Here is a 22912-nt window from a genome sequence, read left to right on the forward strand (position 1 = left end):
TCTCTCGTCTGAGGCGTGTGGTTGGGTGATGCGCCACGTTGGGGGGCGGGGAGGAGGGGTGCCCCCGCCGGACGGGGGGGGGGGCCGGCTCCGGGAACCCGCCCCCCACCCTCTCCGTGCGGTCCGCGGCGCAGACCCGTGCGGTCCGGGGTTCAGACCTGCGCGAAGTCCCCCGCGAGCGCCGCCGCGACGCGCAGGTGCGACGCCGCCTCCTCGTGCCGCCCCTTCCGCTGCAGCGTCCGGCCGAGCATCAGCCGGGCGTAGTGCTCCACCGGGTCGCGCTCGACGATGACGCGCAGCTCGGCCTCCGCGCGCCCGAGCTGGGCGGAGTGGTAGTAGGCCCGTGCCAGCAGCAGCCGCGGCCCGGTCTGCTCCGGCACCTCCTCGACCAGTGCGGCCAGCACGCGCGCCGCGGCCGCGTAGTCCCTGGCGTCGAAGAACATCCGGGCGCGCTCCCAGCGCTCCGCGGGCGTTCCGTGGCCGTAGTACGTCGTCTCCACTCGAGACCTCCTTCGACACCGCGGACAACCGAAAGTGGTGGTTGAATATTCCACTACCTGGCCGTGGTGGCCGCGCCTCGCCGGTCCGACGTGGATGGCCCCCGGTGGGGGACTGACGCGCGCTGCACTGCGGGGCTAGGTTGGCCGCATGAGCAATCTTGATCGCGAGGCGGTTCCCGCCCCGTGCGGTGGCCGTGGTTTCGTCGTCGCGGAGCCGGTGCGCGAACTCCTCAGCCCTCGCCGGGTCAAGCTCGGTGAGTCCTCCGAGGTCCGCCGCCTGCTGCCCAACCTGGGCCGCCGCATGGTCGGCGCCTGGTGCTTCGTCGATCACTACGGCCCCGACGACATCGCCGACGAGCCCGGCATGCAGGTGCCCCCGCACCCGCACATGGGCCTGCAGACCGTCAGCTGGCTGCACGAGGGCGAGGTGCTGCACCGCGACTCCACCGGCAGCCTGCAGACGATCCGCCCGCGCGAGCTGGGGCTGATGACCTCCGGCCGGGCCATCAGCCACTCCGAGGAGAGCCCCAAGGCGCACGCCCGCTTCCTGCACGGCGCGCAGCTGTGGGTCGCCCTGCCGGACGGCCACCGTCACACCGACCCCCGCTTCGAACACCACGCGGACCTGCCGGTGGTGACCGCGCCCGGCCTGACGGCCACGCTGATCCTCGGCGACCTCGACGGCGCGACCTCGCCCGGCACGACGTACACCCCGATCGTCGGCGCCGATCTGGCCCTCGCCCGCGGCGCGCGGGTGCGCCTCCCGCTGGAGCCGGACTTCGAGTACGCCGTACTGTCCATGTCCGGCGAGGCGCACGTCGACGGCGTGCCGGTGCTGCCGGGCTCGATGCTCTACCTCGGCTGCGGCCGCACCGAACTGCCGCTGCGCGCAGAGTCGGACGCCGGCCTGATGCTGCTGGGGGGCGAGCCGTTCGAGGAGGAGCTGATCATGTTCTGGAACTGGATCGGACGGTCCCAGGAGGAGATCGTCCAGGCTCGCCGGGACTGGATGGAAGGCTCGAGATTCGGGGTGGTCAAGGGCTACGACGGCGATCCGCTGCCGGCCCCGCAACTGCCGCCGACCCCGCTCAAGCCGCGCGGAAGGGTTCGCTGACCGGGGAGTCGGCCGAGCGGCCCGGCTAGTAGCGGAGTGCCGTCGGGATGTCGGCACGCAGGGCGCCGGAGAGTTTCCGGTTGCTGCGTGCGGTGCCCTCGGCGGACTTGCCGGCCGCCACGTCGTCGATGGTCACGACGACCGTGTCGAGCAGGTTGCCGCCGGTGTCCTTGAAGTTGACCTGTACGACGAAGGACTTGGTGGCGTCGGCGGTGTTGCGCGCGGTCACGGTCGCCGTCGCGCGCCCCTCCTTGTCGGTGGTGACGTGGCCGATCTTCACCTCGTCCCTCGCGTCGACACCGTTCTTGACCTCGTCCAGCTGCCGCTTCGCCTCCGCCGTGGCCGAGGACAGCACGCCGGATGCCTCGGAGGCGAGGGAGGAGGCGGCCGATACCGCGTCGCTCGGGGTGGACGAGGAGCTCCCGGGGTCGTCCGAGCATGCGGCTGTCGTGGCCAGAGCCAGCGCAGCCAGAGCCGCTCCCGCCGCGTCGCGTGCCCAACGCCGCCCTGCCATGCCGCCTCCAGAGGGTTCGCGAAAACCGGAAGTGTCCGCCTCAGTCAAAGGCGTCTGTTCCCCACCCGCACGCCGGGCAGGGGGCACGGGCCGGGCGTTCACCTGAACAGATCAGGTGGCGCTCACACAGCGCGGGCCGCGGAAAATACACGGCGGCGAGCCGCATGCATACTGGTGGGTGAGCGCCTTTGACTCGGCTCGCGATCTCCTATTTCCTTTCGGGAGGGCGGAGCATCATGTGCCGCTGGATCGCATATTCGGGAACACCCGTCCTTCTCAGCAGAATCCTGTTCGAACCGAAACACAATCTGATCGATCAGAGCCTCCGTTCTCGTCTCGGCGTGGAGACCACCAATGGAGACGGATTCGGAATCGGCTGGTACGCGCAGGAGCTGCCCACGCCGGGTGTTCTGCGGGACGTGGGTCCGGCCTGGAACAACCAGAACCTGCAAGAGGTCGCCCATCACGTGCGTTCGGGTCTTTTCTTCGCTCATATCAGGGCCACTACCGGCACGGCCGTGCAGCAGAGCAATTGCCACCCTTTCCGAAAAGGCCGCTGGCTCTGGATGCACAACGGATCCATCGGTGAATTCTCCCGGCTCCGCCGTGATCTGGCCCTGGCCGTCGATCCCGCCCTCTACAGCGATATCGAGGGTTCCACCGACTCCGAGCTGATGTTCTTCCTCTCCCTCACGTTCGGTCTCACGGACGATCCGCCCGGTGCCGTGGAGCGCATGGCCGGCTTCATCGAGCGGACCGGGCACGCGCACGGCGTGCGCCACCCCCTGCAGATGACCGTGGCGGTGGCGGACGGTGAGCGGCTGTGGGCCTTCCGGTACTCGAGCGAGGGCGCCTCCCGCTCGCTGTACTACAGCACCAGGGTGGGTGCCCTGCGGTCGCGCCGTCCGGACACCGAGTACCTGAGGGATCTCCCGGACTCGGCTCGCCTCATCGTCTCCGAGCCCCTCGGAGACTTCCCCGGCGCCTGGAACGAGGTGCCCGAGAGCACCTACGGCGTCGTCCAGCCGGGCGGGGACGAACTCCGGGCCTTCCGGCCACGGCTGTGACGGCCGTTCGCCGGACGCTCTCCGGGTTCCGGAAAGCGTCCGGCGCTGTGTGACCCGCAGCCGCGCGGCGCGCGGTCGAAGGGATCAGACGAGGTCTTCCTTCCGTGCCACGCACAGGGCCCAGATGATGAACCCCGACATCGCGATCATGATGACGGACCACACCGGGTAGTACGGCAGGGACAGGAAGTTGGCGATGATGACCAGCCCGGCGATGGCCACGCCGGCCACCCTCGCCCAGGTCGCCGCCTGGTACAGCCCGATGCTGACGATCACGGCGACCGCTCCCAGGACCAGATGGATCCAGCCCCAGCCGGTGAGGTCGAACTCGAAGACGTAGTTGCGGGTGGCGAGGAAGACGTCGTCCTGGGCGATCGCCATGATGCCGCGGAAGACGTCGAGTACGCCCAGGATCGTGAGCATTACGGCAGCGAACACCATCAGGCCCGCGGCCCACGCGTATTTCGTGCTGTGCGCCTGCGGCGCATGAGTGGCGGTCATCGTTCTGCCTCGATTCCTTGACTGTGCTCAGTGACGGGGACGCAGCGGTGCCGGAAGGCGTCAGGAGCTGTGCCCGGTCAGTACGAGATCCTTGGCCCGGCGGAACTCCTCGTCGGAGATGTCACCGCGAGCCCGGATCTCGGAGAGCTTGGCGAGTTCGTCGGCCTTGCTCGGCTGGCCGCCGCCGGCCGCGGCCTCACGGACGTAGGCGTCGAATGCCTCCTGCTGCTTCTGGACGTGCTCGATCTCCCGGCGGCCCATGGTCTTCCCCCGGGCGATGACGTACACCAGCACGCCGAGGAACGGCAGCACGATGGTGAACACCAGCCAGCCGGCCTTGCCCCAGCCGCCGAGGGTGTCGTCGCGGAAGATGTCGACGATGATCCGGAAGAGCAGGACGAACCACATGATCCACAGGAAGAACCACAGCATGGTCCAGAACGCGCTCAGCAGCGGATAGTCGTAGGCGAGATACGTCGTTGTACCCATTTCTCTGCTCCGTCCCGGGCTCGGTTGCCCCGTATGCCCCAAGCCGTTCCTTCTTCACCTTCAGCGTGCGCACGCCAGCCCGGGGGGACCTCACCCGCGACGGGTGAGCGTGCCGCCGGGACGTGCCGGCTCACGGCCCTGCCCGGCCGGGTTCACCGGCCGGCGACGGCGCGTCCGGGGCCGATTCCGCCGTGGCGGCGAGCACGGCCAGGACGGCCATGGCCACCAGGACCAGGCAGAGGACCAGGGTCACGGCCCCGGCGGTGGGGTGGTTCCACAGCACCAGTGCCAGGACTCCGGCCGCGATGACCGCGCCGGTGGTCCACGCCCGGTGGGCGTCCAGCCACCGCCCGGCCGGGCCCATGCGCAAACCGGCGCGACCCAGCGCACGGCCGGCGGCGGTGGTGCCGCGCCGCGCCAGGGTGCGCACACCCCGGGCCGCGCGCCCCGGGCCGTACAGGTATGCGGCCAGCGCCGTGATCACGGCGACGACCAGCAGGGTGCGGGTGCTGTCGCGCAGGAAGCGGACGAAGGTGTCGTAGATCGTCGCCGCCGCGTCGGGGGGAAGCGCCGTCGGAGGTACGGCGTCCAGGTAGACGCGGCGGAAGACGGCCAGCGCGACGAGCAGCAGGACCATCATGACGCCGACGCCCGTCGCGGTCACCAGCAGCATCAGCCGGTGGGCCGGGGCAGTCCAGACGGCGAGCGCGGCGAGCACGACGGTGAGCACGGGCAGCCAGCTGCCGACGACGTCCAGCAGCCGCATGGCGTCCTGAGCCTCGGACAGTTTGTCGGTCTGGAAGAGGGCGATCTGCCGGTCGGGCGCGGGGATCGCGGTGGCCTTCTCGAAGCCCGCGTCGACGAGACGCTGTTTGACCTGGTCGACCACCGTGCCGAGGTCGAGCGTGACCGTGTCGTCCTGGGCACGGAGCGCTCCCTTGTTCTCGCCGGTGAGCATGTTCACCACCGCCGCGTGGGCGCGCCGGTTGGACACCTCCCACGCCTGCTGGAAGGTGTCGCTGGTGACGACGCGGCTGACGGTGCGGTGCACGACGTCGGTGACGGCGGCGCGCAGCGGCCCGGCGAGGGCCTTCGAACGGTCCACCACGGCCGGCGGGGCCCCGGCGTCGGCCAGCGCGTTGCTCAGCGACGCGGTCACCGCCTCCACGTCCACATTGGCGACCACCCGTTCGGTCAGCCGGTCGGTGACCGCGTTCTGCACGGCCGGATCGGACGCCAGCGGTGCGACGGTCTGCACGTACCGGTCGGTGTCGGTGACCTCGTCGTGCAGCCAGGCCGCGACGACCGCCACGGGGGCCAGCAACAGGGTCAGCAGGAGCAGGACCGAGGCCCCGGCCCGGCGCACCACGCGGTGGCGTGCGGCGGCGGCCCGGCGGAGCCGTTCGTACTCGGCGTGTTCCTCACCGGTCATGACGTACCGGCCGGCTTCGCCCCCGCCGGGGTCCGAGGGCGGAGAAGCGCTCGTCGTCCCCATGGAGTCTCCTCGGTCGCTGGTGGCCGGAACCGCCGGGGTGCGTGGGGGAGTCCGGCCCGCCGGCCGAGGACCACACCGGGCCAGCGTCCCGCGGCCCCGTTCGGGGACGGTTCACCCCTCGCGGGTGAACGGCGTCCGCGGTCGGTGCCGGCCGGCTCCGCGCGCGGGGCCCGACGGGTGCGCCTAGGCTGAGACCGGATCGCCGGGGCACTGGGGACCCGCGTCAGGCGGGTGGCGGTTCGCCCTCCCCGACAGCACCGAGAGGCGGTTCACCATGGCCACTGCATCCGACGCCCCCGTTCTCGACACACTCGCCGCCATGACCATCGACTCCATGGAACGCTGCAACATGGACCAGCGGTCGGTCGTCCTCACCCGCATCGCCGCTCTGGTCGCCATGGACGCGCCGGCCATCTCGTACCTGGCCCACGTCGACCCGGCGTTCAAAGCGGATTTCACGGTCGAGCAGTTGCAGGACCTTCTCGTCGCGATCGCGCCCGTGGTGGGCACCGCGCGCGTCATGTCGGCCGCGGGCCACATCGCCCAGGCGTACGGTGTCGCGATCGGGCTGGCCGAGGGCGAGGCCGAGACCATCGCGCGAGCCGAGGCCCAGAGCCGGAGCGGTTCCTGATCCGACTGGCAGGCGGGGCCGTCACCCAGGGCGTGACCGTCCCGACGGCCGAGCACCGCGCCGGTGTCACGAGGTCTCCTCGTGACACCGGCGTTCCGCTGCACCGTTTTGCTGCACCCGTTCCGCTCCGCTGGTCCGCTCCGCGCCCGCGGTCACTCCGGCAGCCGCCGCATTTCCACCACGTGGAGCCCCAGCGACTGGAAACGGGCCAGCAGACCGTACAGGTGCGCCTCGTCCACGAGCGGGCCGAACAGCACCGTCTGGCCGGAGATCACCACGTGCTCCAGCTCGGGAAAAGCGCTGGTCAACGTCTCCGACATGTGCCCGTCGACGCGGATCTCATACTGCATGGGCTGCTCTCCCGCGGGCGACTTTCCGCCAGGCCAACCGCCTATGTACCGATGGTCCGCAGCGGGTCGCTCCGCGGCCTCACCCTGCGGAGGTGAGCCGGACGCCGGGGCCGCCGACGTCTCGGCCGCCGGCGGTCACAGCAGCCGCAGCTCGCGCGCCCGTCGTACGGCGTCGCCGCGTCGGTTCACCGACAGCTTCCGGTAGACGCTCTTGAGATGCGTCTTGACCGTGTTCACCGAGACGTACAGGTCGGCGGCGATCTCCTCGGCCGACATCGTCTGGGCCAGCCGCTGGAGCACATCGCGCTCCCGTGCGCTCAGCTGCTCCACCAGGACGGGAGCGGCTTCGGTCTCCGGGGGGAGCGACCGGTTGCGCGCGGCGGACCCCGGCAGGAGCCAGCCCGCGGCCAGGGCGTGCAGCGGAGCATCCGCGAGGTAGGGCCTGACCCACGCTCCGGCCTCCACGAAGGGACGCCGCAGCTTCTCCCGCCGGGCTTCCGTGAGCGCCCGGGCGACAAGCCGGCGGGCGGTGACGACGTCACCTGCCGCGTTCGCGGCCTGGGCCCGCACCAGCGTGGCGCGGACGAGCACCGCCGGTCCGCTGCGCCCCCGGGCCGTGACGTCGTCGAGAAGGCGGAGGGCCGCGCCCCGGTCGCCGGCGGCGAGGCGGGCCCGCGCGGCGGCCACGGCGCACGTCGGCTGCTCGCCGGCCACCTGTTCCAGTGTTTCGGCGGCCGCCTGCGGGCACCCTTCGGCCAGTTGGACGGACGAGGCGATCAGCGCGGCCTGGCTCCTCGCCCAGGGCGAGTCCACGTCGGCGGGAACGCCCGCGTCCGTGGCGGCCAGCGCGGCGCGCGCCTGGCCCCGGGCGAGAAGCAGGCGGGCCGTCGCGATGGACCGACCCGCGGCGGTCACCGGGTCGGGCGCCGCCGCGTCGGACGCCTGCCCGAGGAGGGCCTCGGCCTGGCGCAGATCGTTCCGGTCGACGGCCACGGCGGCCAGCACGAGCTGTCCGAGCCCGCAGCCCGACGGGTGAGGCAGGCTGAACCGCTCCGTCTCGGTCATCGCCGTGAAGACCTTGCGTTCCGCCCTGCTCGGCCACCCGTCGAGGTAGTCCATGAGCGCGAGGTGCTCCAGGGACTCCTTGCGCGGAAGCGCCGTGGAGGCGCCGCCCGGGCTGCGGGCCGCCGCGTCGAGGGCGGCTCGTGCCTCAGTGAAACGCCCGGCCCACAGCCGGGTGGAGCCCAGGTGGGTCAGCAGCAGAGCGGGAAGCTCCGGGTGCCTCTCCAGCAACTGGGCGGGCACCTCCCGCTGCAGCTCCCGGGCCGCGTCGGCGGCCTGTTCGGCACGGTCCGGAGAACCGGCCAGCCGCGCCGCCAGAGCCTCCAGCAGGGCGCAGCTCAGCCGGGCCGGCGCGGGCTCGGACGCCCCGGCGGGCAGCTGCCGCTCGGCATGCCGGAGGTGCACCAGACCCCGGGCGAGGTCGCACCGGGACAGGTCACGGGCCGCGCGGACGAGATCCGTCGCGAGACTCGTCGTCCCGGGCTCCAACCCGGCGAACAGCGCGGCCAGGTCCTCGGAGCGCAGGCCGGTGAACAGCTGTCCGATCGCCAGATCGTCGACCAGCGCGCGGGAGGTGAACTCCCAGTCCCCGGCGGCGGCGCCGTGGGACAGCATCTCGGGGAGGGAGCCGGACCGCCGCAGCCATTGCGCGGCCCGTCGGTGCAGCTCCGGCTCCAGGCCGGGAGCGCGCTCCCGGAGATGGGCCCCGAGGATCTCCCGGAACAGCGGATGCAGCCGGTACCACCCGTGCCCGAGGTCCTCGACGAACGCGTTCTCGCGGTGCAGTCCGGCGAGAATGGGCTCGGCGTCGTACCGTCCGGTCAGCGCGTTCGCCAGATCCGCGCGGAAGCGGTCCAGGACACTGACGCGCAGCAGCAGGTCCTGGGTCTGGGCCGGCTGCCGCTTGAGCACCTCGGCCAGCAGGAAGTCGGCGACCGTGCTGTGGCCCGCCTCGAACTCCTTGAGATAGGCCTCCGGGTCCGGACTCCGCCGTGCGGCCAGGGCGCACAGCCGCACACCGGCCGCCCACCCCCGCGTGCGCTCCACCAGGTCCCGCGCCGCCCGGACGGACAGACGCAGACCGTGCAGCTCCAGCAGCGCGGCCGCCTCCTCCGGCGTGAAGGCCAGCTCGGCGTCCCGGATCTCGGTCATCTCACCGGCTGCCCGGTAGCGGTGCAGCGGCAGCAGCGGCTCGGTCCGGGTGACGAGGACCAGGCGCAGCCCCTGCCCGGCATGGCGCAGTACGAACTCCAGCTGCTGCGAGATCTCCGGGGTGGTCACCCGGTCGAACTCGTCGAGCACCACGCTCACCGGCCGGTCCCGGGAGCAGAGTTCCGCGGCCAGCCGGGTCAGCAGCGTGTGGTTCACCTGGCCCGCGTCGGCGGGGAAGCCGATCTCACCGGGCACCGGCACACCGGCCGTGCGCAGCGCCTGGAGCAGGTGCGCCCAGAACATCCCGGGGCTCTGGACCGCCGCGTCGAGGGTCAGCCAGGCGACCGGCTGCCCGAGGCCCGAGGCCCAGTCCGCGACCGACAGGGTCTTGCCGGCTCCGGCGGAACCATTGACCATCGTCAGCGGTGTCAGCAGCGCCTCCCCGAGGTGCCTGACCAGCCGCTCCCGCCGCAGGAACGTCGCAGGCCGGGCGGGAAGGGCGAACCGTGTCCGCAGAAACGGATCTCCCAGTGGATCGACGCACGGGGCGGCAACTTCCTGCTGGGTTTCGTCGCTGTCTGTCACGACGCTCACCACCGTCTTGCCGGGTCGCGGGCGGGCCCTCCCCTCAAGGATCTCAGTTTCCCGTGGACCCGCTCGTCACACGGGGTCCATGGGCCCCCGCCGGGTACCCGGAGGTCCCCGGCCGGGCGCCTCCGCGGCGGCCGCCCGCCGGGTGCGCTCAGGGGACGGACGGCGCCGTCCCGGCGGGCGCGGTGATCCGCGCGCGCTGTCCGTGCCGGCAGTGGACCAGACGGTCGCTCAGGCCGACGGCGTCGATCTCCGCGAGGAACGCGTCCAGCGGGGAGCGCATCACCGTGTAGTCGCCGTAGTGGACCGGCAGGATCGCCCGGGGGTCCAGGCGCCGGGCCAGCTCCGCTCCCTGCGCGCCGTCCATGGTCACCACGAAGCCGCCGGGCAGACGGGTGCCCCCGAGGTGCAGTACGGCCAGGTCCGCGGCGGGGAAGCGCCGGGCGATCTCGTCGAGACCGTCGTACACCAGCGTGTCGCCCGAGACGTACAGCCGGGTCCGGGCCGGGCCCCGCACCGGACCGAACTCCAGCATGCTGCCCATCACCGGCGGCAGCAGCCCGCGCAGCAGGGGCTGCCCGGCGTGCCGGCCCGGCAGTGCCGTAACCCGGACCTGTACGTCGCCGTGCCGGAGGGTGAAACCCTGCCAGGTGCGCAGCCCGGCGGTGCGGGGGAAGCGGTGCACCACCCTGAGCCGGCGTGCGGCGTGCGGGGTGGTCAGCACCGGCACGGAATGGTCCAGGTACCTGCGGCCGCGGCGGTCCCAGTGGTCGCCGTGCAGGTGCGACAGGACGATCCCGTCCAGGCGGGGCAGGTCGCCGACATCGGCGGCCGGTTCCGTGAGACGGCGGCTGACCAGGCCGTGCCCGAGGTAGGCGTACTGCCCGCGGTGCAGGAAGTTGGGGTCGGTGAGCAGGGTGAGCCCGCCGTACCGCATCAGTACGGTCGCGTTGCCGATGAAGTGGAGATCGAGGGCGTCGTCCGCGGGGTCGTCGGTGAAGCGGGGCGTGACCGTCATGGCCCTCCCGTCCGACGGGGCCGGAGGACGCCCCGTCCGCCACTGGAGTGTTCCGTTACATGTGGAATGTCCGGAACGTTGGGTGAGGTGACCTGCTCTTCCTCCGGTCCTACGGGCGTACCCGCGGCGGGCGTGATCACTACGACCGGGGATGGGCGGGCGCTTGGACTTTGGCGTTTGGACGTTTTATCCAACGTCTGGACGTGTAGTCTAGAGAGGGATTCGGGCGGCGGACGGGCCGGCCGGACCGCCGACGGACGGGGAGCGCGTATGGCGGCCGACGAGGCCCTCGAAGCGGAGCGTGACGCGATCCTCGCCGCGCTGCGCCCGGTCGTCGCCGGGCTGGCGGCGACGTTCGGGCCGGTGTGCGAGGTGGTCCTGCACGACTACCGGCGGCCGGAGCGGTCGGTCGTGGCGCTGGCCGGTGAGGTGACCGGACGCCGGGTGGGCGGCGCGATGAGCGAGATCGGGCTGCGCATGGTCGCGCGCGGCGACGACGCGCGGGACGAACTGAACTACGTCACCCGCACGCGGACCGGAGCACTGGTCAAGTCGTCCACGATCCTGCTGCGCGACTCCACGCGCGCCGTCTTCGGCGCCCTGTGCGTCAACGTCGACATCGCCGCCGTGCGGCAGGCCCACGCGCTGCTCGGCGCGCTGGCCGGTTCGGGCGGCGGCGCGCCGGAAGCACCGGTCACCACCTTCGCCGCCGACATCGACTCCGTCGTGGACGCCGTCCTCGACGCCCACCGCCCCGTCGGCGACGGAGCCTGGGCGGGCCTCGACCGCGCCGGACGGCTCGACCTCTTCCGCAGCCTCGACGAACACGGCGTCTTCGCCGTGCGCCACTCGGTCGAACAGATCGCCAACCGCCTCGGCATCTCCCGCGCCTCCGCTTACAGCTACCTCTCCCAGGCACGCGCCGCCCACGCCCCGACCACCGATGGAGGACACGCGTGACGACCACCACCCCGCCGGTCACCCTCGACGACGTCCGCGAAGCCGCCGCCCGGCTCAACGGCGTCGCCCACCGCACCCCCGTGCTCCGCTCACGCACCCTCGACGCGCTCGTCGGCGCCGAGGTCCACCTCAAGTGCGAGAACTTCCAGCGGGTGGGCGCCTTCAAGTTCCGCGGCGCCTACAACGCCGCCTCCCGGCTCACCCCCGAGCAACTGGCCCGGGGCATCGCCGCCTACTCTTCGGGCAACCACGCCCAGGCCGTCGCCCTGGCCGCCCGTGAACTCGGCACCACCGCCGTCATCGTCATGCCCGAGGACGCGCCGCGCTCCAAGCGGGACGCCACCGAGGGCTACGGCGCCGAGATCGTGACCTACGACCGCTACACCGAGGACCGCGCCGCCGTCGCCCAGGCCCTGGCCGCCGAGCGTGGCCTGGCCCTCATCCCGCCCTACGACCACCCGCACGTGATGGCGGGACAGGGCACGGCCGCACTGGAACTCCTCGAGGAGACAGGGGAGTTGGACGAGCTGGTCGTGCCGGTCGGCGGCGGCGGGCTGATCGCCGGGAGCGCCACGGCGGCCAAGGGCCGGTACCCCGGCATTCGCGTCGTCGGCGTCGAACCGGAGGCCGGGGACGACACCAGGCGATCCCTGGAGGCGGGCCGGCGCGTCCGGATCCCGGTGCCGCGCACGATCGCCGACGGGCAGGCCCTCGACACCCCCGGCGAGCTGACGTTCTCGGTGAACCAGCGCCTCGTCGACGACATCGTCCTGGTGTCCGACGACGAGATCCGGGACGCGATGCGGTTCGCGTTCGAGCGACTGAAGATCGTCCTCGAACCCAGCGGCGCCACCCCGCTGGCCGCCCTGCTGACCGGGCGCACGGCCCCCCTGCCGCGCCGGGTCGGGCTGGTCCTCTCCGGCGGCAACATCGCCGCGGACCGCTTCGCCCTGCTGTGCGGCGGCGGCTCCCTGCCCGGCTAGCCCACGGCTAGCCCCGCCCGCGCCGTCGACGGGCTGGGTCTCGGGCCTGACGTCGGATCAGACCGGCAGCAGACGGGCGACGATCGCGCCGAGCTGCCGCGCGTTACGGCACTCGTGCATCTCCACCAGCCCCGCGTACTCGGGCGCGGCGGAGTCGCCGGTGCCCCACTGGGCGCGCGGCTCCGGGTTCAGCCAGTACAGGCGGCGGGCCCGCTCGGCGATCTGCCGGACGGCCGCCAGATTCGGGTCGCTCATGTTCGTCCGGGCGTCGCCGAGCACGAACACCGTCGTGCGTGGGCCGACCGCGTCGCCGTACCGCTGCGCGAACTCGCTCAGCGCGACGCCGTAGTCGCTGCTGCCGTGCCAGCCGGTGAGCGTCGCCTCCGAGCGGATGCGGGCACCGAGCCCTTCCGGATCAGCCGTGCCGCGCACCAGCAGCCCGGTCACCTCGTCGATCCGGTTGACGAAGGCGAACACCCGCACCTTGCTGAACTGCTCGTGCAGCGCCTGCACCAGCAGCATCGTGAAGTCCGAGAAGCCGGACACCGACCCCGAGACGTCGCACAGCAGCACCAGTTCGGGCCGCACCGGACGGCGCCTGCGCAGCACCGGCTTCATCGGCACCCCGCCGGTCGACAGCGAACCGCGCAGGGTGCGCCGCAGGTCGATGCTGCCCCGGGAGGCCCGGCGCCGGCGGGCCGCCAGCCGGGTGGCGAGCTTGCGGGCCAGCGGCTGCACCGTCCTGCGCAGCTCGGCGAGCTGAAGTCGGCCCGCGTAGAGGAAGTCGACCCGGTCGGGGGTCGTCGCCACCGCGCGCCGGGCGATCTCGTCCCGGTCCCGCCGCTCGGCGACCCGGCGCCGCGCCTCCGCCGCCACCATGGCGCGGAACGTCTCGACGCGCCGCCGGATCTCGTCCTCCAGCAGCCGGTCGGCGAAGCCGGACCCGGAGCCCTGCGCGCGGACCCCGTCCCGGACGCGCGCCAGCAGCGTCTGCGGGCGCAGCCGGTCCAGCGTCTGGTGCGCCGACCAGCCGTCCGAGCCGGGCGAGGAGCCGTATGCGCCGAAACCCTCCACCGCCTCCGCCGCCAGCCGCTCCAGCAGCGCCCGGTCGTCCGCGGCGAGCGCGGCCGCCAGCCGGTCGCGCAGGTCGTCCCGGCCGGCCGGCTCGCCCCGCGGTCCGCCGACGCCACGCGGGAAGTACAGGTCGAAGACCGGGTCGAACACCTTCCGGCCGGCCGGGTCGTGCAGCAGCGTCGCCGCCAGCCCCTCCCGCAGCAGCTCGCGGTCGTCCAGTCCCAGCGCCGCGACCGCGCGGGCCGCGTCCACGGTCTCGCCGGTGCCGATGCGCATGCCGTGCGCGCGCAACGCGTCGACCAGGGAGGCCAGGCGCTCGGCGACGCCGGGCGCGGTCACACGGCGTCCAGGTCGAGCTTCGCGGCCGCCTTGAGCACGTCGTCCTGGTGCTTGAGCAGCACGCCCAGGGTGGCCTGCACGACGCTGTCGTCGAGCGTGCCGGCGCCGAGCGCGAGCAGGGTGCGCGCCCAGTCCACGGTCTCCGCGACCGACGGGACCTTGCGCAGGTCCATCGCGCGCAGCGCCCCGACCACCCGGACGACCGACGCGGCCAGCGTCTCGTCCAGCTCCGGCACCTTCAGCCGTACGATCCGGCGCTCCAGCTCCTGGTCGGGGAAGCCGATGTGCAGGAAGAGGCAGCGGCGGCGCAGCGCCTCGGACAGTTCGCGGCTCGCGTTGGAGGTGAGGACGACGAAGGGGCGACGGGACGCGGTGATCGTGCCCAGCTCGGGGACGGTGACCTGGAAGTCGCTGAGGACCTCCAGCAGCAGCCCCTCGATCTCGACGTCCGCCTTGTCCGTCTCGTCGATCAGCAGCACCTTGGGGTCGTCGCCGCGGATGGCGGTCAGCAGGGGGCGGGTGAGCAGGAACTCCTCGCTGAAGATGTCCGTGCGCGCCTCGTCCCACGTCTCGTCGCGGCCGGCGCTGATGCGCAGCAGCTGCTTGGCGTGGTTCCACTCGTACAGGGCCCGGGACTCGTCGACGCCCTCGTAGCACTGCAGGCGGACCAGGCGTGCCCCGGCGACCTGGGCGACGGCCTTCGCGAGCTCCGTCTTGCCGACCCCGGCGGGGCCCTCCACGAGCAGCGGCTTGCCGAGCCGGTCGGCCAGGAAGACGGTCGTGGCGACCGCGGGCGAGGCGAGGTAGCCGGTCTCGGCAAGACGTGCGGAGACGTCGTCGACGGATGTGAACAACGGGGCCTCCCGGTCGGCGCTGGTGTCGCGGGGACTATCTAAGCGCTTGTTCATGGCGCGTGTCACCAGGGAATCCCGCACGGGCGCCCACGGCGGACCGGCAGCCGGCCGCGGACGCGACGCGGCGTCCGCCCTGCCGACGCGGCGTCCGCCCTGCCGACGCGCCGTCCGCCTGCCGACGCGGCGGCCGGAGCCGACGCGCCGTTCCGACGAGGCGAGCATCGGTTGACGGGCCTCGTCCGAGAGCGGCCGCCCCAGCGGCGGGGCAAGGCGACGGCGCTACCGGTCGCGACCGACGTGGGGCCGGTCGCGGCGATGGGGCGGCCGGTTGCGGGGCCGGTCGCAGGCGTGGGCGAGACGCGGAGAATGCTGTGGGGGCCGGTCACGGGGGATGGCGCTGGTGGTCGTGGCCGATGCGGGCCCGGTCGTGGGCCAGGAGCGAGGCACGGCGGGCCGTTTCGGCGGCCGGTTGCGGCGATGGTGCGGCCGGTCGCGGCCGAAGCGGGGCCGGGCGTAGCCATGGTGCGGCCGGTTGTGGCCGAAGTGGAATTGGTCGCAGCCCTGGGCGCGACGCGGCAGACCGCTGCGGGGCCGGTCACGGGCGACGGCGCTGCCGGCTCTGCCCGATTCGGGCTCGGTCGTGGGCCATGGGCAGGCCGTCGGCGGCCGGTTGCGGCGATGGTGCTGCCCCTTGCGGGCCGCTGCGGGGCCGGCCGTAGCCGTGGGTGAGACGCGGGAGACCGCTGCGGGGGTCGGTCACTGGCGATGGCGCTGCTGGTCGTGGCCGATGTGGGCCCGGTCCTGGGCCCGGGCCGAGGCATGGCGGGCCGTTTCGGCGGTCGGTTGTGGCGAGGATGCCGTCGGTCGCGGCCGAAGCAGGGCCTGTCCTGGGCCCGGGCCGAGGCATGGCGGGCCGTTTCGGCGGTCGGTTGTGGCGAGGATGCCGTCGGTCGCGGCCGAAGCAGGGCTTGTCCTGGGCCCGGGCCGAGGCATGGCGGGCCGTTTCGGCGGTCGGCTGCGGCGATGGCGCGGCCGACCGCGGCCGACGTGCGGCCGGTGGCGGCGAGGGTGCTGTGGGGGAGAGAGGCGGAGGGGCGGCTGCTCGGGCGGCCGCCCCTCCGGCGTCGGTCAGGCGGTTCGTTTTCAGGCCGCCGGGCCGGTGACCAGCACCACTTCCAGGGTGCGTGGGCCGTGCACGCCCTCGACGCGGTCCAGTTCGATGTCGCTGGTCGCCGACGGGCCGGAGATCCACGTGAGCGGCCGCGCCGGGTCCAGGCGGTCGAGCGCCTGGGGCACCGAGCCGACGACCTGGTCGGGGACGCGGACGACGCAGACGTGGTGGTCGGGGACGAGCGTGATCCGGCGGCGGCCCTGGTCCGGGCTCCCGTCCAGCACGATCGTCCCGGTCTCGGCGACCGCCACCGCGCAGCCCGTGACCACGCTGTCGACGCGGTCCAGCTCGTCCGGGGTGCTCTCCGCCCGGTCCGGCACCCGCTCGGCCTCCGTCGCCGCCAGCCACCGCGGATCCAGGCCCGGCGGCACCAGCACCGTCCGGGAACCGTGCTCGGCGAGCAGCCGGCCGATCGTCGCCGCCAGCTCGTCCGCCGCGCAGCGGTGCACGACCGCCCGGTAGTCCGCCAGGTTCTCGGCCAGCAGCTCCACCGTCTGCCCGACGCTCCGGTCGCCGTGCTCGCGCAGGTAGTCCCGGGGGACCGCCTGCTCGTACGGAGTGTCGTCCCGCTCCACGGCGGCCAGCGCGCGCCGGACCCGCCCCAGGACCCGTTCCCTGCTGCTCACTTCGCGTCCTTTCCGCCGTGCGTACGCTGCCACCAGTCGCGGAACGGTTCCGCCGGCACCGGCGGCAGATCCCGGGTGCCGCTCCACGCCCGGCCGGGACCGGGCAGCGTCCGCGGATGCAGGCGCCGGGTGCGCGAGGCCAGCCGCTGGCCGGTGCGCAGCGCGCCGGGGTGCGTGAACGCCCAGCGGGCCGCGCGCATGGCCGCACGCTCGGCCGCGTGCCCCTTCGCCGGCCGCAGCACCACCTTGTTGCCCTCCCGCGTCACCGGCCCGCCCTCCACGACCCGCTCCCGCAGGTGCACCAGCACCTCCGGGATGTCGATCGCGACCGGGCACACCTCGTAGCAGGCGCCGCACAGCGACGACGCGTACGGCAGCGAGGCGTCGATCTCGCTGGCGGTGCCCCGCAGCTGCGGGCTGAGGATCGCGCCGATCGGACCCGGGTAGACCGAGCCGTACGCGTGCCCGCCGGCCCGCTCGTAGACCGGGCAGACGTTCAGGCAGGCCGAGCAGCGGATGCAGCGCAGGGCCTGGCGGCCCACCTCGTCGGCGAGGGTGTCGGTGCGGCCGTTGTCGAGCAGCACCAGATGGAACACCCGCGGGCCGTCGGCCGTCCCGGAGTCCGTGGTACCCGTCCAGGTCGACGTGTACGGGTTCATGCGCTCCGCCGTGGAGGAGCGCGGCAGGGTCTGCAGGAACACCTCGAGGTCACGCCAGGTCGGCACGATCTTCTCGATGCCGACGACCGAGATCAGCGTCTCCGGCAGGGTCAGGCACATGCGCCCGTTGCCCTCGGACTCCACGACCACCAGCGTGCCGGTCTCCGCCACCATGAAGTTGGCGCCCGAGATGCCGACCTTGGCCCGCAGGAACTTCTCCCGCAGGTGCAGCCGGGCGGCCTCGGCGAGTTCGGCGGGCGAGTCGGTCAGGCCCTCCGGCGCCGGACGGCCCCACTCGCTCATCTCCGAGCGGAAGATGTCCCGGATCTCGCCGCGGTTGCGGTGGATGGCGGGGACCAGGATGTGCGACGGCCGGTCCTTGCCCAGCTGCACGATCAGCTCGGCGAGATCGGTCTCGTAGGCGCGGATGCCCTCGGCCTCCAGGGCCTCGTTGAGCCCGATCTCCTGCGTCGCCATCGACTTGACCTTGACGACCTCCGTCTCCCCGGTCTCCTTGACCAGGCCGGCGACGATCCGGTTGGCCTCGTCGGCGTCCGCGGCCCAGTGGACCACGCCGCCCGCCGCCGTGACCGCCTCCTCCAGCTGCTCGAGGTAGCGGTCCAGGTGACGCAGCGTGTGGTCCTTGATCCGCTTGCCGGCCTCCCGCAGCTCGGCCCAGTCCGACACCTCGGCGACGGCGCCCGCCCGCTTGGCGCGGATGGTGTGCGTGGCGTGCCGCAGATTGCCGCGCAGGGTCTCGTCGCGTACGGCCTCATGGGCCGCCCGGGGAAACGCCGGCATCCCCACGAACGTTCCGCTCATGCCGCCGGCTCCTCTTCCGTGCTGGCCAGGATCTCCGCGATGTGCACCGGCCGCATGCCGGTGCTCAGCCGGGCCATCGTGCCGCCGATGTGCATCAGACACGAGTTGTCGGCGGCGCACAGCACCTCCGCGCCGGTCGACTCGGCGTTGCGGACCTTGTCCAGGCCCATCGCCGCCGAGACGTCCGAGTTCTTCAGCGCGAAGGTGCCGCCGAAGCCGCAGCACTCTTCGGCGCCCGGCAGTTCCACCAGCTCCAGGCCCCTGACCGCCTCCAGCAGCCGGCGCGGCCGGTCGCCGAGCCCCAGCCCGCGCAGCCCGTGACAGGTCGGGTGGTACGTCACCTTGTGCGGGTAGTGGGCCCCGACGTCCGTCACCCCCAGCACGTCCACCAGGAACTCCGTCAGCTCGTACGTCTTGGGCACCACGGGCGCCAGCGTGGCCGCGAGACCGTTCCCGCGGCCCTCGGCCCGCGCCCGCTCGCCCATGCGCGGATACAGCTCCCGCACCATCGCCCCGCACGAGCCCGACGGTGTGACGATCGCGTCATACTCCCCGAAGACATCGGAGAAATGCCGGGCCAGCGGCTCCGCCTCATGCCGGTAGCCGGTGTTGTAGTGGGCCTGCCCGCAGCAGGTCTGGGCCATCGGGAAATCGACGTCCACACCCAGCCTGGTCAGCAGTTTCACCACCGCGCGCCCGGTGTCCGGATACAGCGTGTCGTTGACACAGGTCAGGAACAGGGCGACACGCATCGCGGCTCCTTACGATCGATCATCGGATGAGTGCAGGTTAGCTCCGTCGAGCGCCCCCGGCTATACCGGGTCACTTCTCGGCCAGCCGGGCCTGCGCCTCCCGCCACCGCCGGGTGTCACCGCGGGGTTCGTAGCGGGTGATCGGCTGGGTACGGGTGAGCAGGCGCCGCATCCCGGCGAGGTCGCCGACCAGACCGTGGGCGCGCGCCTGGACGAGCACGTTGCCCAGCGCGGCCGCCTCCGTCGGACCCGCCACCACCGGCAGCCCGCAGGCGTCGGCGGTCAGCTGGCACAGCAGGGAGTTGCGGGTGCCGCCGCCGACCACGTGCACCACGTCGACCGGGTGGCCGGCCAGCCGCTGCGCGTCCTCGACGGCCCGCCGGTGGGCGAGCGCCAGGGAGTCCAGGATGCAGCGGGTGATCTCGGCGGGGGACCCGGGCACCGGCTGCCCCGAGGCGCGGCACGCCTCGGCGATCCGCTCCGGCATCCGGCCCGGCGCGAGGAACGCCGCGTCGCCCGCGTCCACCACCGACCGCAGCGCCGGCACCTCGGCCGCCTGCCGCAGCAGCTCGCCCAGGTCCGGGTCGCCCCAGGCCCGCACGCACTCCTGCAGCAGCCACAGACCCATGATGTTGCGCAGGTAGCGGACCGTGCCGTCCAGCCCCAGCTCGTTGGTGAAGTTGGCGGCCCGGCTTTCCTCGGTGAGCACGGGCGCGGACAGCTCCAGGCCGGCCAGCGACCAGGTGCCGGTGCAGATGTAGGCGAACCGCTCGCCCCCGGTCGCCGGAACGGCGGCCACGGCGGAGGCCGTGTCGTGCGAACCGACCGTCGTCACCCGCACCGGGCCCGTCAGCCCGGTCTCCTCCAGCACCTCGGGACGCAAGCTACCGGCCGGGTCGCCCGGCTGCCGCAGCGGAGCGAACAGCCCGAGGTCGATGCCGAGCCGGCCGGCGACGTCGTGCGACCAGTCGCGGGTGCGCGGGTCGATGAGCTGGGTGGTGGAGGCGTTGGTCAGCTCGGTGCCCTGCTCGCCCGTCAGCCAGTAGGCCAGCAGGTCCGGGATGAGCAACAGCCGCTCTGCCTGCGCCAGTTGATGCGTATCGCGGGCGGCCACCAACTGGTACAGGGTGTTGAACGGCGCGTACTGCAGCCCGGTCGCCGCGTACAGGCGGTCGGCCGGCACGGTCGCCCACACCTTCTCCGCGACGCCCTCCGTGCGGCTGTCCCGGTAGTGCACGGGGTTGCCGAGCAGCGCCCCGTCCGCGTCCAGCAGCCCGTAGTCCACGGCCCAGCTGTCGATGCCGACGGAGTCCACCGGGCCCGCCAGGCGCAGCCCGTGCAGCACGCCCGCGTACAGGCCGAGGACGTCCCAGCGCAGCCCCTCGGGCACGCGCACGGGACGGTTGGGGAAGCGGTGCGCCTCGGTCAGTTCCAGGCTGTCGGGGCCGACGCGGCCGACCATGACGCGCCCGCTGGACGCGCCGAGGTCGACCGCGGCGTACGACTTCACGGACGCGCTCACCGCAGGAAGGCGGCCGCGACGCCGGCGTCGACCGGGACGTGCAGTCCCGTGGTGTGGGTCAGGTCGCCGCCGGTCAGCGCGAAGACGGCGTTCGCGACGTGCTCGGGCAGCACCTCCCGCTTCAGCAGGGTGCGCTGTGCGTAGAACTCGCCGAGCTTCTCCTCCGGCACCCCGTACACGGCCGCCCGCTTGGCGCCCCAGCCGCCCGCGAAGATGCCGGAGCCGCGCACGACCCCGTCCGGGTTGACGCCGTTGACGCGGATGCCGTGCTCGCCCAGCTCGGCCGCCAGCAGCCGCACCTGGTGGGCCTGGTCGGCCTTGGTGGCGGAGTAGGCGATGTTGTTGGGGCCGGCGAAGACGGCGTTCTTGGAGGCGATGTAGACGACGTCGCCGCCCAGACCCTGCTGGATCATCACCCGGGCCGCCTCGCGGGAGACCAGGAAGGACCCGCGGGCCATGATGTCGTGCTGCAGGTCCCAGTCCTTCGCCGTGGTCTCCAGCAGCGGCTTGGAGATGGAGATGCCCGCGTTGTTGACCACCAGGTCGACGCCGCCGAAGGCCAGCACCGCCGCCTTGAACGCCGCGGCGATCTGCTCCTCGTCCGTCACGTCGACGGTCACGGCGACCGCCTTGTCCGGCCCGCCCAGCCCCTCGGCCACCTCGGCCGCGTTGTCCCCGTTGAGGTCGGCGACCACGACGCACGCGCCCTCGGCCGCCAGCCGCTCGGCGATCGCCTTGCCGATGCCGCTGCCCGCGCCGGTCACCAGCGCCACCCGGGTCGCCAGCGGCTTGGGCTTCGGCATCCGCTGGAGCTTGGCCTCCTCAAGGGCCCAGTACTCGATGCGGAACTTCTCCGACTCCTCGATCGGAGCGTACGTCGACACCGCCTCCGCCCCGCGCATCACGTTGATCGCGTTGACGTAGAACTCGCCGGCCACCCGCGCGGTCTGCTTGTCCTTGCCGAAGGAGAACATGCCGACGCCCGGCACCAGCACGATCGCCGGGTCGGCGCCGCGCATCGCGGGGGAGTCGGCCAGGGCGTGCCGCCGGTAGTAGGCCGCGTACTCCTCGCGGTACTCCGCGTGCAGCTCCTTCAGACGGGCGATCGCCTCGTCGAGGGGAGCGGTGGGCGGCAGGTCGAGGACGAGCGGCCGGACCTTGGTGCGCAGGAAGTGGTCCGGGCAGGAGGTGCCCAGCGCGGCCAGCCGCGGGTGCTCGGCGCGGGAGACGAAGTCGAGGACGGCGTCGGAGTCGGTGAAGTGCCCGACCTGCGGGCGGTCCTGGGAGGCGACGGCCCGCACGTACGGCGCCAGCGCCGCCGCCCGCTCCCGGCGCTCCGCCTCGGGCAGCGCCTGGTAGCCGTCGATCACCGGGCCGAACGGCTCCGGCTTCCCGCGCTCGGCGAGGAACGCCTCCGCGGTGCGGATGATGTGCAGCGAGTTGCGCTCGCACTCCTCGGACGTGTCACCCCAGGCGGTGATGCCGTGCCCGCCCAGGACGCAGCCGATCGCCTGCGGGTTGGCCGCCTTCACCGCCGCGATGTCGAGACCGAGCTGGAAACCGGGCCGCCGCCACGGCACCCACACCACCGTGTCGCCGAAACACTCGGCGGTCAGCTTCTCGCCGTCGGCCGCGCAGGCCAGCGCGATCCCGGAGTCGGGGTGCAGGTGGTCGACGTGCGCGGCGTCCACCAGGCCGTGCATCGCGGTGTCGATGGAGGGGGCCGCGCCGCCCTTGCCGTGCAGGCAGTAGTCGAAGGCGGCGACCATCTCGTCCTCGCGCTCGACGCCCGGGTAGACGTCCTGCAGCGCCCGCAGCCGGTCCAGGCGCAGCACGGCCAGGCCGGCCTCGGTCAGCGTGCCGAGGTCACCGCCCGAGCCCTTGACCCACATCAGTTCGACGTCGCCGCCGGTGACGGGGTCGGTCTCGGTGCCCTTCGCGGAGGCGTTGCCCCCGGCGTAGTTGGTGTTGCGCGGATCCGCGCCGAGCCGGTGGGAACGCGCCAGCAGGGCGGCGGCTTCGGGGTGGGGTGCCATGGTCGGTCTCTTCCTTGCGTCGTCGGGGCGGTGCGGGTGTGCGGGTGTGCGGGAGGCGGGAGCCGGGGGTCAGGCGCCCCAGCCGGCCTGGGAGCCGCCGACACGCTCGGCGGCGATGCGCTCCTGCCAGCCGGAGCGGCGGTAGGCGGCGATCGGGTCGGGGTCGAGGCCCGTCTCCTCGCGGAGTTCGGCGAGCAGCGGGCGGACGTCGGTGTTGTAGGCGTCCATCAGGACGGCGTTCGCGCCGAGGACGTCGCCGGCGCGCTGGGCCGCGGTCATGGCCTCGCGGTCGACGAGGAGGGCCTTGGCGGTGGCTTCCTGGACGTTCATGACCGACCGGATGACGGCCGGGATCTTGGCCTCGATGTTGTGGCACTGGTCGAGCATGAAGGCGACGTCGGGGGTGTAGCCGCCGCCGCGGACGACCTCGTACATGATGCGGAACAGCTGGAACGGGTCGGCGGCGCCGGCCATGAGGTCGTCGTCGGCGTAGAAGCGGGAGTTGAAGTCGAACCCGCCGAGTTTGCCCTCGCGCAGGAGGGTGGCGACGATGAATTCGATGTTGGTGCCGGGGGCGTGGTGGCCGGTGTCGACGACGACCTGGGCCTTGTCGCCGAGTTTGAGGCAGTG

Annotated in this window: 20 protein-coding genes and 1 pseudogene; 5 read left to right on the forward strand and 16 right to left on the reverse strand. The window is 73.0% G+C overall.

Features of this window, described 5'->3' with window-relative positions:
- Positions 1 to 152: 152 nt before the first annotated feature.
- Complete coding sequence (locus ACZ5GT_RS23170; RefSeq protein WP_469028740.1) at positions 153 to 500, reverse strand: tetratricopeptide repeat protein; 348 nt, start codon at positions 498 to 500, stop codon at positions 153 to 155.
- A gap of 148 nt (positions 501 to 648) precedes the next feature.
- Here ACZ5GT_RS23170 and ACZ5GT_RS23175 point away from each other — a divergent pair, with 148 nt between their 5' ends.
- Entirely contained in the window at positions 649 to 1614 is a 966-nt protein-coding gene (locus ACZ5GT_RS23175; RefSeq protein ID WP_469028745.1) for a pirin family protein, read from the forward strand.
- A 25-nt stretch (positions 1615 to 1639) separates the two neighbouring features.
- On the opposite strand, the gene ACZ5GT_RS23180 is transcribed toward ACZ5GT_RS23175, so the two are convergent.
- Positions 1640 to 2128 carry a hypothetical protein gene (locus ACZ5GT_RS23180; RefSeq protein WP_469028750.1) on the reverse strand — a complete coding sequence of 163 codons (489 nt, stop codon included), beginning with the start codon at positions 2126 to 2128 and terminating at the stop codon, positions 1640 to 1642.
- Between the two features lie 236 nt (positions 2129 to 2364).
- On the opposite strand from ACZ5GT_RS23180, the gene ACZ5GT_RS23185 reads away from it, so the two are divergent.
- Positions 2365 to 3195: a class II glutamine amidotransferase gene (locus ACZ5GT_RS23185; protein ID WP_469028755.1), complete on the forward strand. Its 831-nt coding sequence runs from the start codon at positions 2365 to 2367 to the stop codon at positions 3193 to 3195.
- An 84-nt stretch (positions 3196 to 3279) separates the two neighbouring features.
- On the opposite strand, the gene ACZ5GT_RS23190 is transcribed toward ACZ5GT_RS23185, so the two are convergent.
- From ACZ5GT_RS23190 to ACZ5GT_RS23200, 3 genes are all read right to left on the reverse strand, one after another.
- On the reverse strand, positions 3280 to 3696 hold the full coding sequence (locus ACZ5GT_RS23190) for a DUF7144 family membrane protein (RefSeq protein WP_469028758.1): 417 nt from the start codon (positions 3694 to 3696) through the stop codon (positions 3280 to 3282).
- A 60-nt stretch (positions 3697 to 3756) separates the two neighbouring features.
- Positions 3757 to 4185, reverse strand: a complete 429-nt coding sequence (locus tag ACZ5GT_RS23195; protein WP_469028765.1) for an SHOCT domain-containing protein — start codon at positions 4183 to 4185, stop codon at positions 3757 to 3759.
- 130 nt (positions 4186 to 4315) lie between these two features.
- Positions 4316 to 5680, reverse strand: coding sequence for a hypothetical protein (locus ACZ5GT_RS23200; protein ID WP_469028768.1), 1365 nt, complete (start codon positions 5678 to 5680; stop codon positions 4316 to 4318).
- A 274-nt stretch (positions 5681 to 5954) separates the two neighbouring features.
- Between ACZ5GT_RS23200 and ACZ5GT_RS23205 the strand changes: the two genes are divergently transcribed.
- Entirely contained in the window at positions 5955 to 6311 is a 357-nt protein-coding gene (locus tag ACZ5GT_RS23205) for a carboxymuconolactone decarboxylase (RefSeq protein ID WP_469028775.1), read from the forward strand.
- Between the two features lie 152 nt (positions 6312 to 6463).
- Here the strand turns inward: ACZ5GT_RS23205 and ACZ5GT_RS23210 are convergent, their stop codons facing one another.
- The 3 genes from ACZ5GT_RS23210 to ACZ5GT_RS23220 form a co-directional block, all read right to left on the reverse strand.
- Positions 6464 to 6661, reverse strand: coding sequence for a hypothetical protein (locus ACZ5GT_RS23210; RefSeq protein WP_469028782.1), 198 nt, complete (start codon positions 6659 to 6661; stop codon positions 6464 to 6466).
- 135 nt (positions 6662 to 6796) lie between these two features.
- Entirely contained in the window at positions 6797 to 9460 is a 2664-nt protein-coding gene (locus ACZ5GT_RS23215; RefSeq protein ID WP_469028788.1) for a winged helix-turn-helix domain-containing protein, read from the reverse strand.
- A 157-nt stretch (positions 9461 to 9617) separates the two neighbouring features.
- Positions 9618 to 10484 (reverse strand): MBL fold metallo-hydrolase, encoded by an 867-nt coding sequence (locus tag ACZ5GT_RS23220; RefSeq protein ID WP_469028793.1) that lies wholly within the window; start codon positions 10482 to 10484, stop codon positions 9618 to 9620.
- Positions 10485 to 10754: 270 nt separating this feature from the next.
- On the opposite strand from ACZ5GT_RS23220, the gene ACZ5GT_RS23225 reads away from it, so the two are divergent.
- Both ACZ5GT_RS23225 and ACZ5GT_RS23230 read left to right on the forward strand, forming a co-directional pair.
- The gene (locus ACZ5GT_RS23225) at positions 10755 to 11444 is read left to right on the forward strand and encodes a helix-turn-helix transcriptional regulator (protein ID WP_469028795.1); all 690 of its coding nucleotides are present in this window, start codon (positions 10755 to 10757) and stop codon (positions 11442 to 11444) included.
- A complete protein-coding gene (locus tag ACZ5GT_RS23230) occupies positions 11441 to 12427 on the forward strand; it encodes a threo-3-hydroxy-L-aspartate ammonia-lyase (RefSeq protein ID WP_469028798.1) in 987 nt (328 codons plus the stop codon). The genes ACZ5GT_RS23225 and ACZ5GT_RS23230 overlap by 4 nt, the downstream gene beginning before the upstream one ends.
- 57 nt (positions 12428 to 12484) lie before the next feature.
- On the opposite strand, the gene ACZ5GT_RS23235 is transcribed toward ACZ5GT_RS23230, so the two are convergent.
- The 8 genes and pseudogenes from ACZ5GT_RS23235 to ACZ5GT_RS23270 form a co-directional block, all read right to left on the reverse strand.
- Positions 12485 to 13777 (reverse strand): VWA domain-containing protein, encoded by a 1293-nt coding sequence (locus ACZ5GT_RS23235; protein WP_469028826.1) that lies wholly within the window; start codon positions 13775 to 13777, stop codon positions 12485 to 12487.
- Positions 13778 to 13836: 59 nt separating this feature from the next.
- On the reverse strand, positions 13837 to 14694 hold the full coding sequence (locus ACZ5GT_RS23240; RefSeq protein WP_469028829.1) for an AAA family ATPase: 858 nt from the start codon (positions 14692 to 14694) through the stop codon (positions 13837 to 13839).
- Positions 14695 to 15837: 1143 nt separating this feature from the next.
- The gene (locus ACZ5GT_RS23245; protein WP_469028802.1) at positions 15838 to 16491 is read right to left on the reverse strand and encodes a LutC/YkgG family protein; all 654 of its coding nucleotides are present in this window, start codon (positions 16489 to 16491) and stop codon (positions 15838 to 15840) included.
- The gene (locus ACZ5GT_RS23250) at positions 16488 to 17972 is read right to left on the reverse strand and encodes a LutB/LldF family L-lactate oxidation iron-sulfur protein (protein WP_469028809.1); all 1485 of its coding nucleotides are present in this window, start codon (positions 17970 to 17972) and stop codon (positions 16488 to 16490) included. The genes ACZ5GT_RS23245 and ACZ5GT_RS23250 overlap by 4 nt, the downstream gene beginning before the upstream one ends.
- A complete protein-coding gene (locus ACZ5GT_RS23255) occupies positions 17969 to 18724 on the reverse strand; it encodes a (Fe-S)-binding protein (protein ID WP_469028812.1) in 756 nt (251 codons plus the stop codon). Before ACZ5GT_RS23255 ends, ACZ5GT_RS23250 begins: the two co-directional genes overlap by 4 nt.
- A 70-nt stretch (positions 18725 to 18794) precedes the next feature.
- A complete protein-coding gene (locus ACZ5GT_RS23260) occupies positions 18795 to 20246 on the reverse strand; it encodes a rhamnulokinase (protein ID WP_469028815.1) in 1452 nt (483 codons plus the stop codon).
- The gene (locus ACZ5GT_RS23265; RefSeq protein ID WP_469028818.1) at positions 20243 to 22282 is read right to left on the reverse strand and encodes a bifunctional aldolase/short-chain dehydrogenase; all 2040 of its coding nucleotides are present in this window, start codon (positions 22280 to 22282) and stop codon (positions 20243 to 20245) included. The genes ACZ5GT_RS23260 and ACZ5GT_RS23265 overlap by 4 nt, the downstream gene beginning before the upstream one ends.
- 69 nt (positions 22283 to 22351) lie before the next feature.
- Positions 22352 to 22912, reverse strand: a pseudogene (locus tag ACZ5GT_RS23270) (L-rhamnose isomerase); the annotation flags it as partial.

The organism is Streptomyces sp. NPDC031340 (assembly GCF_055569945.1).

Coding starts and splice junctions, on each gene's coding strand:
- ACZ5GT_RS23175 (WP_469028745.1), top strand. CDS start 649: ATGAGCAATCTTGATCGCGAGGCGGTTCCCGCCCCGTGCGGTGGCCGT.
- ACZ5GT_RS23180 (WP_469028750.1), bottom strand. CDS start 2,128: ATGGCAGGGCGGCGTTGGGCACGCGACGCGGCGGGAGCGGCTCTGGCT.
- ACZ5GT_RS23185 (WP_469028755.1), top strand. CDS start 2,365: ATGTGCCGCTGGATCGCATATTCGGGAACACCCGTCCTTCTCAGCAGA.
- ACZ5GT_RS23190 (WP_469028758.1), bottom strand. CDS start 3,696: ATGACCGCCACTCATGCGCCGCAGGCGCACAGCACGAAATACGCGTGG.
- ACZ5GT_RS23195 (WP_469028765.1), bottom strand. CDS start 4,185: ATGGGTACAACGACGTATCTCGCCTACGACTATCCGCTGCTGAGCGCG.
- ACZ5GT_RS23200 (WP_469028768.1), bottom strand. CDS start 5,680: ATGGGGACGACGAGCGCTTCTCCGCCCTCGGACCCCGGCGGGGGCGAA.
- ACZ5GT_RS23205 (WP_469028775.1), top strand. CDS start 5,955: ATGGCCACTGCATCCGACGCCCCCGTTCTCGACACACTCGCCGCCATG.
- ACZ5GT_RS23210 (WP_469028782.1), bottom strand. CDS start 6,661: ATGCAGTATGAGATCCGCGTCGACGGGCACATGTCGGAGACGTTGACC.
- ACZ5GT_RS23220 (WP_469028793.1), bottom strand. CDS start 10,484: ATGACGGTCACGCCCCGCTTCACCGACGACCCCGCGGACGACGCCCTC.
- ACZ5GT_RS23225 (WP_469028795.1), top strand. CDS start 10,755: ATGGCGGCCGACGAGGCCCTCGAAGCGGAGCGTGACGCGATCCTCGCC.
- ACZ5GT_RS23235 (WP_469028826.1), bottom strand. CDS start 13,777: ATGCGCATCGGCACCGGCGAGACCGTGGACGCGGCCCGCGCGGTCGCG.
- ACZ5GT_RS23250 (WP_469028809.1), bottom strand. CDS start 17,972: ATGAGCGGAACGTTCGTGGGGATGCCGGCGTTTCCCCGGGCGGCCCAT.
- ACZ5GT_RS23255 (WP_469028812.1), bottom strand. CDS start 18,724: ATGCGTGTCGCCCTGTTCCTGACCTGTGTCAACGACACGCTGTATCCG.
- ACZ5GT_RS23265 (WP_469028818.1), bottom strand. CDS start 22,282: ATGGCACCCCACCCCGAAGCCGCCGCCCTGCTGGCGCGTTCCCACCGG.